9 protein-coding genes are annotated in these 10,026 nt (G+C 32.7%); all 9 read left to right on the top strand.

The window, feature by feature from the left end; translation table 11 throughout:
* The first annotated feature begins 129 nt into the window (after positions 1–129).
* On the top strand, positions 130–495 hold the full coding sequence (locus tag H8718_RS13210; RefSeq protein ID WP_330597708.1) for a phage portal protein: 366 nt from the start codon (positions 130–132) through the stop codon (positions 493–495).
* Entirely contained in the window at positions 479–1,108 is a 630-nt protein-coding gene (locus H8718_RS13205) for an HK97 family phage prohead protease (RefSeq protein ID WP_249333256.1), read from the top strand. The genes H8718_RS13210 and H8718_RS13205 overlap by 17 nt, the downstream gene beginning before the upstream one ends.
* Positions 1,109–1,247: 139 nt before the next feature.
* Positions 1,248–2,387 carry a phage major capsid protein gene (locus H8718_RS13200; RefSeq protein ID WP_249333255.1) on the top strand — a complete coding sequence of 380 codons (1,140 nt, stop codon included), beginning with the start codon at positions 1,248–1,250 and terminating at the stop codon, positions 2,385–2,387.
* 81 nt (positions 2,388–2,468) lie between these two features.
* Positions 2,469–3,341: a hypothetical protein gene (locus H8718_RS13195; protein WP_249333254.1), complete on the top strand. Its 873-nt coding sequence runs from the start codon at positions 2,469–2,471 to the stop codon at positions 3,339–3,341.
* 9 nt (positions 3,342–3,350) lie between these two features.
* Positions 3,351–3,647, top strand: coding sequence for a head-tail connector protein (locus H8718_RS13190; protein WP_249333253.1), 297 nt, complete (start codon positions 3,351–3,353; stop codon positions 3,645–3,647).
* 12 nt (positions 3,648–3,659) lie between these two features.
* A complete protein-coding gene (locus tag H8718_RS13185) occupies positions 3,660–3,977 on the top strand; it encodes a phage head completion protein (protein WP_249333252.1) in 318 nt (105 codons plus the stop codon).
* The gene (locus H8718_RS13180; RefSeq protein WP_249333251.1) at positions 3,978–4,343 is read left to right on the top strand and encodes a hypothetical protein; all 366 of its coding nucleotides are present in this window, start codon (positions 3,978–3,980) and stop codon (positions 4,341–4,343) included.
* 101 nt (positions 4,344–4,444) lie between these two features.
* Entirely contained in the window at positions 4,445–4,822 is a 378-nt protein-coding gene (locus H8718_RS13175; RefSeq protein ID WP_249333250.1) for a hypothetical protein, read from the top strand.
* 12 nt (positions 4,823–4,834) lie between these two features.
* Positions 4,835–10,009, top strand: a complete 5,175-nt coding sequence (locus H8718_RS13170) for a phage tail tape measure protein (RefSeq protein ID WP_249333249.1) — start codon at positions 4,835–4,837, stop codon at positions 10,007–10,009.
* Positions 10,010–10,026 lie beyond the last annotated feature (17 nt).

Here is a 10,026-nt window from a genome sequence, read left to right as displayed (position 1 = left end):
GAAGAACTAGAGGAACTAATGCCTTGGGCACCAGAGATTCAAAATAACTGCAAATAATAAATCGTACAACTAGAGTGAAATGCTCCAACTCTAATTGTACGATTTTTATTTTTGGACACCTTCTAATTAATCGCTTACATTAAAAGTGTAGTATTACCTATGATCTCCATACTTGAGAAAGCTTTTTCAGATTCCATGTTGTTGATAGCCGAAAAGCCTAATATGGAGTTTAAAATAGATACTAATGGACTATTAAGAACTTCTACAAAGGAACGGTATGATGCTTATGCAGTAGGTATCAAATCAGGATTTTTAAGTAGAAATGATGTGAGACGAAAAGAAAATATGGATGTTATTGAAGGATTAGATTTATATTCATACTCTTTAGCAGATGTTTTATATGATCCAAAATCAAAAACATATCAAATTTTTAATAAAGGTGAGATAGCATCGTTTGAAAAAGGTGGAGGTGAAAAAAGTGAAACTACAAATTAGAGAATTAGAAAACGGAAAAATTCGTTTAACTGGATGGGCTAATATTGCAAATCAGGACTCTAAAATTCTTACAGATAGTGATGGTTCACAATTTAGAGAACAAGTAACTAATGAGGCATGGGAAGAGGCTATTAGAGAAAATGATGATATTAAATTATTGATTAATCATGACTGGAATAAGGTTGTAGACTCTACAAAAGAAAATCTTAGATTAACAGTTGATACAGTTGGTTTACGATATGACGTTGAGACAGATTGTGACGAGTTAATTCGTGCAGCTAAATCAAATAAATTAACAGGTACTTCCTTTGGATTTAGAAGTCTAAAGAGTGATACGGAAACATGTAGAGATGGTATTCCTCGTATTATTCAAGATAAGATTCGTGTATCTGAAATTAGTATTTTAATTGCTCCAAAACAACCGGCATACAATACAAAAGTTGAATGTAGGGATGTTGAAAACATTGAATATGAAGTACGTGATAGTAAGTCAGATATTCAAGTTGATATCAAAGATACTGAACAAGAAGAGAAACGTGAGGAAGTTTCACAGTTAGAACTTGATAAGTATAAAGCATTTATTACAATTCAAAAACTTAAAGCAGACATGTAACTAAGAAAAGTTATGTGTCTTTTTTATGTTACAGAGAAATTCATAGTGAGTGAGATTAACTATAAAAATTATGATAAGTTCTCCTCTTTAGATAGAGTTGAGATGCCACAGAGTTGTGGAATGAAAGGAAATGATATATATGAAACTATTAAAAGAATTACAAGAAACTAGAAATGCAAAAATTGAAGCAATGGAAGAAATGTTTACAATAGAAGCAGAAAATTTCAAAGTAGAAGAGATTGAAAATTTAAAACGAGAGATTGAAGAAATCAATACAAAAATTGAAGCAATTAAGGGAGCTGATGAAATGGTAAGAAGTGTAGAGGTTGATAAAGAAAAAGTTATTAAAAACGTTGAGGATAAAGAACAAACTAGAGCAATGGAACAAGAGGATTTATTCCTTAGAGCTATACAAGGTGAAAGTAAAGCAATGGAAGAATTAAGAGCTGTTACAGGTGGAGATGCACTTATTCCTACAACAATTGCTAAAGATATTATTAAACAAGTTGAAGTTTTATCACATGCTTATGCTAAAGCTAAGAAATTTCCTATCGCTGGCAAACTTACATTTGTATTAGAGGATACAGAAACAAGTGAAATTACAGTAGGTTATGTTGAGGATGAAGCAGAAACAAAAGAAAGCAAACCATCTTTCAAACAACAAGCAATTGACGATTTCCAAATTAGAGGTCTTGTCAAAATTTCTCGTTCTTTATTAGGAAAATCTCAATTTAATTTAAGAGAATATGTAGTGGATAAAATTGCTAAAGCATATGCAAAATTCGTAGATAAAGAATTTTTTAACGGCACAGCAGAAGCAGCAAAGATTAAAGGTTTAGTAACCCTTCCAGAAGCAAGAAAAGTAGAGGTGCAATCATCGACTGAAATTACCGCAGATGACCTTGTTAAATTAGAATGCTTAGTGCCATCTGCATTAAGGGGAGCATGTGAATTCTATATGAACCCTAAGATGGTAGAAAAATTAAGAATGCTTAAATATGAAACTGGTGAAAAAGTTTTACAAAGAGATTTACAGCAAACATTCAAATATAACTTACTAGGATATAGAATCAATGAATCAGATGAGATTAAAGAAAATCATATCTTCTTTGCTGATATGAGTGGCTACTATTGTAAAGAGGTAACAAATTTAGCTATTCAAGTACTTAAAGAGAAATATGCTACTTTTAATATGACAGGATATCATGCAGTGGCGGAATTAGGTGGTGCACCTGTAGAAATTCAGAAACTTGCGATGTTAGAAAAGAAAACAGCGTAAAAGTAAGAATTACATAATTGGATAGATGGGTGTATACTCGTCTATCCCTTATTTTTTAGAGATAGAAAGGAATGATTAAATATGACAGAGGAGCAATTAAGACAATCAATTAGTGATTGTAGTGTAGATATTAGAAATAAATATAAAGAAATTTCACCACTTTTATATTTTGCTAAATGGGTGGATGATGAAGCAAATGTAGTGAGTGTGGGTAATCCAGTATTCGGTATTATTGAAGATGGGAATGAGGCATTAGAAGCTGATATTGCAGCAGATACCAAACGACTAAAGACCGTGACAGTTGGAAGTAAATGTGCAGTGTCTAAATCGTTACTCAAAAAGAATGATAAATTTAGAGATGCAATCACTAGAGCTTTTGCGATTAGTACAAAAGAAGCTATTGAAAATATCCTATTTTATGGATACCCAAGTGATTCTACTATACCTACTATAACAAGTACAGGGACTATTAAAACAACAGATGGTGGAGTTAATATGCCACTTATAACATTAACAGAAATGTACAAAGAATTTGATCCAGCAAATCTTTCAGGAGCTATTTGGATGGTTTCTAAAGAAATTAGAGATATTATTTTAGATAGTAAAACAAGTGATACAGGAATAGATTTCTTTGGAAATTTGGAAAATAAGAAGCTTCATTATATGGGATTACCTGTGTTCGTAACAGATAACTTTAGTAATGAAAAAGGAATTGTAGCAGCTTTAGTTAATCCTCTTGATGTGACAATGAGATGTACATTATTTGACGATGAGCAAAGATTGATTGAACTTACAGATATTTCAAATACAAATAATACTGAAATATTCTTATCAATCTTTGATGTATGTGGGGTAGTGGATAAACCAGATAGTGCTATTGTGTTAAAGGTAGAAACTGCACCAGTAGCACCGACAACTACACGAACAACTAATAAGACTCCAAAGAAGAAGTAGGTGATAACTATGCTAACAATTGCAGACGTTAAAGCTTATTTGAATATCAGTAATGATTACACTATAGATGACGCACTATTAACATTGATTCTCCAAGCATGTGAGGATAAAGTAAGAGCTTATACTGGAGTTGATCCATACAAGTTAGATGAGAACGGAAATCCTAAACGCGATTTAATGCTTGTTATTTTGATGCTTTGTAGTAGTGCGTATAACAACAGGGATAGTGAGTCTGAGGTTAAATTTACAATGACAAATTTCTGTAAAACTATTTTGGATATGCATTGTCAAAACTTAGTGGGCTAGGTGGTGGGAATGATGAATAGTGGAAAATATAATACTCTAGTTGAATTATATAGAATTGAAATTATAGAAGACAATCTAGGATTAACCGATGAGATAGAAAAAACTATTTGTTCAGATAGGGCATGTGTAGAGCATATCAAGTCTAGTGAGAGGTCTGAAAACAACCGTATAGCGTATAGGCAACGGAAGAAAGTTACTCTTAGAAAAAGAAGAGACTTAATTCTAGATAATGAGGTATTCATTAAGATAAAAGGTAGACCGTTCAATATTATAGATGTTGATGATAGTTCTTCCTTAACCATTACTTTTTATGTGGAAGAGGTGGTATAAATGGAAAAGTTACTTGAAAAACTCTATAAGTTAAAGATTGATGAAGACATAAAAAAGATATGTGGTGATAGGGTATTTATGAACAATAGAGATGAGAGTGTTCAATTACCTTATATTAGCTATAATCCTTTTTTATCCAGTAAGCCACTACTTCAAACACCAGGAAGTAAGGGGTGGAAAGTATCGTATGAAAAACATACAGTTCAGGTCAATGCTTATATGAAAAAAGATGCTGATTTACCTAGACTATATAAAGCGATTACTGAAGTTATGAGTAGTCAATTTTTCAGACAAGTAGGATATCATGTAGAAACTACAGACAAAGGTCAAACATGGTTGATATTGAGATATGAAATAAGATTATAGATAAGTGCAATGTATAGAGGATATCAATTAAAAATGATTGGTATCTTTATTAGATTGCACTTATTTTTTTGCTAATTAATAAAAGAAAGGGTGAATAAAACGTGGGAAAATTTGAGTTTGATACAAAAAGTTTAAAAGAAATAGAGGACATTGTAGGGAAATTGAGCCTATCAGATGACACCAAATACAAGGTAACTTCAACGGTTGCAGAGCAATCATTACCTATAATTCAAGAAGAAACACCAGAAGACTCAGGAAATCTAAAGGAAAGTTTTGTAGTAAAGCGTGGAAGTAAAAATAAAGGTGTATCGGTGATTAGTAATGATGCAACTAATGAAAAAGATGGAGAGCGTTATGGTTGGATTCTTAATTACAAGGAAGGTCAACATCAAGGCTGGTTTGATAGGGCTATAGATATGAATGAAGATGAAATTGAGAATATGTTATTGAGAGAATTAGAAAAAGAGTTAGGATTATAGGGGGATAATGAGATGGCAAAGAATTTAGATGTAATTTTACAGGTAAGAGACGGATATTCAAAAGCAACAAAAGATTTTAATAGACAGCTGAAACTGAGTAAAGCTGAACTTAAAAATACACAGGCACAGTTAAAAGCTAATGAAAAAGATACGGATGCACTAGCTAAGAAACAAGAGTTATTAGCTAATAAAACACAACTAGTAAATAATCAAATTAAAGAAACTGAGAAAATTTTAAGAGCTGAAAACAATGAATTACAGACTAAACAAAAGTCTATGCGTGCTATTGAAAAGGATGTAAGTCGATTAAATAAAGCCTATCAAGAGAATGTTAAAAATTTAGGCGAAGAACATAAGCAAACTAAAGCAAGTTTAAAGGAATTAAATAGTAAATATAAAGAACTGAAAAAGGCTAACAAGGAATACGATGAAGCAGCCAACAACGTACAAAAATATTCTCTACAACTTGTAAAGCTAAATGGAGAATTGCAGGATAGTTCTAGAGAATTTGCAAAAACGGAATTGTCAATCAAGGGTTTGGATAAGGTTATGGACGATTCTACTAAATCGGCTGATAAGTTGGATAAAAAGCTAGATAAGTTAGGAAAGAAAGACCTATCAAATATTGGTGATAAAATGATGGGATTAGGCGTAGGACTAGGAACAGCTACAGTAGCTATGGGAAGCTTAGGAGCTAGTGAAAATATGCAACATGAGTACGGTATGGCTAAAATTAGTTCTATTGTAGATGTTAGCCAACAAGAAATAGAGGCACTAGGTGATTCAATCATAGAGACTTCAAACAAATTCGGTGTAGCTGGGGCAGATATTAGAGAGTCAGTATATCAAGCCTTATCTTCTAGTGTGAGATTTGAGGATGTATCTCAAGTTCTAGATCATTCTTTAAAATTAAGTAAAGGTGGATTTGCTGACTTAACATCTACACTGGATGTATTGACTAATATTATGAACTCATATGGTATGGGAGCCAGTGATTTACAAGCTATTTCAGATCAATTATTCCAGACAACGGTAGTAGGGAAGACTACTATAGAACAATTATCAACTCAATTTAGTGGATTATCAGTAATTGCAGCAAATACAGGAGTATCATTAGAACAGGCCTTATCGGGATTAGCATTGATTACACAATCAGGTACTTCAACTTCAGAAGCAGTTACTCAAATGAGAGCCTTACTGAATGAACTAGGTAACTCTACAACGGTAGTAGGTAAGCTTATCAAGTCAGAATTAGGTATGAGTTTCCAAGATGCTATGAAAGAGGGAATAGAACTTGATGATGTACTCGTTCACTTAGATAAATCAGCTAAGGCAAATAATTCATCATTAATGGAAATGTTGGGGAGTATTGAGGCAGATCAGGCGGCATTACAAATCCTATCTGAAGAGGGGAAAAGATTTGATGATACTTTACAATTAATCACGAATAGTGCAGGAAGTACACAAGAAGCCTTTGAAAAAGTGGATGCAACTCAATTTGCAAAGATGGAAAAAAGTGTCCAAAACTTAAAGAATAGTATGTTGGAAGTTGGTGGGGCTGTAAGCCCTTATGTAGATGATGTGGCAAATGGTTTAGAAACAATAGCTGATACTATATCCAAGACGGATGAAGGGACGATAAAACTATTAGCTAGTATATCAGCACTTACAATAGGAGTAGGTGGAGTTATGAAGGTAGCTACAAAATTAAAAGGTGTATTAGCTATTATAAAACCTTTACTATCAGGAGTAGGATTAAGTCTAGGGGGTATAGGCGTAGCAGGTGCAGCTATAGCGGGTATAGTTGGTGTATTTGATATATTAAATACTTCTACAGAAGAACAAACAAAAAAGGTAGAAGTCCAGCAAAATAAACTCAACGAATTGAAAGGTTCATATAAAGCACTCAGCAGTATTGATTCTAGCCAGAGAACGAGTCAACAAGAAGTTATTCTTAAAGGGTTAGAGAAAGAAATTGAGTTGAATGAGAAGTTACTAGCACAAGAGAATGAAAAGCTTATCAAAAATGAGTTATATGGAAAAGGTAAAATCGGTTGGGGAACTCTAGGCGATGCAATGGGAAGACAGTCAGACATAGAGTATGTTCAAAACACTATTAAGCAATTAGAAAAGGCAATAGATAATGCAACATCTGACATTGAAAAGGATTCATTAATTGTTAAGCTAGGGCAAGAGACTCAAAAGTCATCTGAGTACATAGAAGAATTTAATGGATATTTAGCAGACCTAGAAGAAGGTTATGAGTTAGCTACTGATAAGGAAAAAGCATACATAGATGAGTTAAAAGAGTTTCAAAAGACTTTAAATAGTACTGATTTCATAGATGTACAAAAGGATCAAGAAAATCTAGCCGCTTCTATTGATGAGGTTAATAGAAGTACAAAAGACGGCATACAGACACAAAAGAATTATATAGCAGAATTTGAAGGTTATAAATCTAAGTTATCAGGATATACGGCTATTCTAGAAGAATTAGACTCTAAACATGCTTTATCGGCTGATACAGTATCAACCATAGCAAATGAATATCCTCAATTATTATCAGCACTGGATGATGAAACAGAACTTAGAAAAACCCTAACTGGATTAATTGCAGAACAAGAACAAGGTATTCAAACAAGTTATGTAAATATGCTAAGTGCAAGCGGTGATTATTACAATGCTGAATTAATGCAAAGTGAGGACTTCTATAACGCAAAAATTCTAGGAGATGAACAATTATATAATACATTAACCGAAGGAATAGAAGGCTATTTTGATAATCTTGGAGAAGCATATCAAGTTGATTTAAAGAATTATACTGACCTAGAATCTAGTAAGATGGAGACTACAAAGGACTTAATCGGAAAGTTAGCAGGGGCTTGGAGTGACTACTTCAGTGTAACTATGGATGGAGTTAAATTCGATAAGACACAATTTCTAAAAGAAAATCCTTATGCAACTGAAGCTGATTTATTAGAGATGAATAGGGTGTATTCTGAGGCCGAAAAGTATCAAAGAAAGTTCCAGGAACTAGCTAATGGAATGACAATTACTCCTATTAAACTAGATACAATTAATTTAGATAAAGGCAATAAATCATCATCTAAATCATCTTCGAGTCAATCACAATACATACAATCAATTTATCAATCATTAGTTGATGATGTGCTAAAAGGTGGAGAAGATGTAGAGAAAGCTATTGAATTAACCAATCTTAAAATTGAGAATGCAGCACTTCTCGGAAACTCTAATATAGAGTTAGAAGAATCTAATCACCTATCACATTTATTTGAACAAGAACGTAACAAACAAGATGAAATGGCTAAAGAGTTAGATAAGTATATAGTTGAAATGCGTGATAAGCTAGCAGAAACTAAGTTGTTTGAGGATGTTGATTTATCTAATCTCACAGAATTACAATTAGATATGGTTATTAATGGTATTGATAAACAATTAGCTAGCGCAAACAATAAGGAAAAACAACGTTTACAAGGTTTAAAATCAATGATTATAGACGTAGGTAATGTATATATTAATACAATGTCACAACGTGAAGAATTATCGAATGCATGGTGGAAAAAAGAAAACCAACGCAAGCAACAACAAATAGATAATATCAATAAGATAGCAGACCTAGAAAAACGTGCTTATGATGATAAAGTTAAACGAATCCAACTTGAACAGATGCTGATGGATGATAGCGGTAAAGAATATCAAGCTAAGGAAGAAGAAAAATATCAACTTCTATTAGGTCTTAAGCTTAGATATGAAGATAAAATACGTCAGCTTAAAGCACAAGGTTTGAATGATGAAGCTGAAGATGTTCGTAAGTATAAAGAACTCTGGTGTGATGCAGAAGAAGAACTTGTAAATATGCGTAAATCTATGGCTGAGAGACAGCGTGAAATAGGATTAAAAGGCTATGAGGAACGATTAAAGGTGTTAAACGACCAGAAGGCAGCTATTAAAACTATATCTGATTTAACTATACAGATGATTAAAAAGGAAATAGAAATTAAAAAGAAAGCATTCCAGGAAGAGATTGATGGTTATCAGGCTGTCATCAATAAGAAAAAAGAATCTTTACGCAAAGAGAAAGAAGATAAGGATTATAAGAAAGAGTTATCTGAAATCGAGAAACAAGAAGAGATTCTTAACAATAAAATTGCTGAATTGTCGCTAGATAATAGTGGTGATATGAATGAAAAACGTCTTGAATTAGAAGAAGAATTACGTGAATTACTCGAAAAGAAAGAAGAACTTCAGAACGATAAATCTCTTCAAAATAAAGAAGACTTATTAGATCAAGAATTAGAGGCTTTTGAAAAAGAAAAGCAAGAAGAGATAGATAAACTTGATGAGTATCTGGACAAAGAAGGTCAGCTAAGGCAAGATGCTTTAGATATGATTAAGCGTAATAACAAAGAGATGTATGAAAAACTACTTGAATACAACGCTACATATGGAGATGCAATGCAAGAAGATATTGTTAAAGCTTGGGGGCTTGCTACAGATGCAGCTAACGAGTTTAATAATGGTCAAATGGATTTACTTGATATTCTTAAAGATGTAACAGACGAAATGGCTGAACAAGTTAGACTTCAAGACGAGTTAAAGAATGCTCACTGGACTAATATAGAAATCGAAACAGGAAATAACCAAAATATAAGCACAGGAACATCTTCCAACGATAGTAATAACAAACCTTCTAGTGGAGGTCTTTCTGAAAAAGGTAAAGAACAGTTAAATATGCAAAAATACCTTCATGAACAGATGGAAATAGCAATTAAAACCAGCAATGAAGGATTGAAGAAATGGGTTAAAGAGCAACGTAAAAAATATGACTTAGACCCTAACACTGGTGCTATACTTAAACAACGTCATTCTGGTCTTGAATTAGGTAGACTAGGGGACGATCTAAAACCAAATGAACTTATATTAAAGGCTACCAAAGATGAATGGGTATTTACAAACAATCAGATGAGAAACATTACTGCAAATATGACCGGTCTTATTAATACGAAGTCTGCACAACCAGAATTAAAAATAGATGGTGGATTAGTAAATCTTGTTATTAATGGCAACCCAGATAAAGACATGGTTAAATTGTTAAGAAAAGAAACAGATAGAATTGCAAATTATACTTTAGACAAATTAAAAGGTGTAATGAATATAGGATATTAAAATATAGGGTACTTATT

Origin of the sequence: Zhenhengia yiwuensis (assembly GCF_014384995.1) — a bacterium.
GTDB lineage: Bacteria > Bacillota > Clostridia > Lachnospirales > Cellulosilyticaceae > Zhenhengia > Zhenhengia yiwuensis.
This window is presented reverse-complemented; position numbering and strand designations above follow the sequence as displayed.

Bases quoted from the DNA above. Each gene is read 5' to 3' on its own strand.
- H8718_RS13185 (WP_249333252.1), top strand. From the start codon at position 3,660: ATGAATAGTGGAAAATATAATACTCTAGTTGAATTATATAGAATTGAA.
- H8718_RS13195 (WP_249333254.1), top strand. From the start codon at position 2,469: ATGACAGAGGAGCAATTAAGACAATCAATTAGTGATTGTAGTGTAGAT.
- H8718_RS13170 (WP_249333249.1), top strand. From the start codon at position 4,835: ATGGCAAAGAATTTAGATGTAATTTTACAGGTAAGAGACGGATATTCA.
- H8718_RS13180 (WP_249333251.1), top strand. From the start codon at position 3,978: ATGGAAAAGTTACTTGAAAAACTCTATAAGTTAAAGATTGATGAAGAC.
- H8718_RS13200 (WP_249333255.1), top strand. From the start codon at position 1,248: ATGAAACTATTAAAAGAATTACAAGAAACTAGAAATGCAAAAATTGAA.
- H8718_RS13190 (WP_249333253.1), top strand. From the start codon at position 3,351: ATGCTAACAATTGCAGACGTTAAAGCTTATTTGAATATCAGTAATGAT.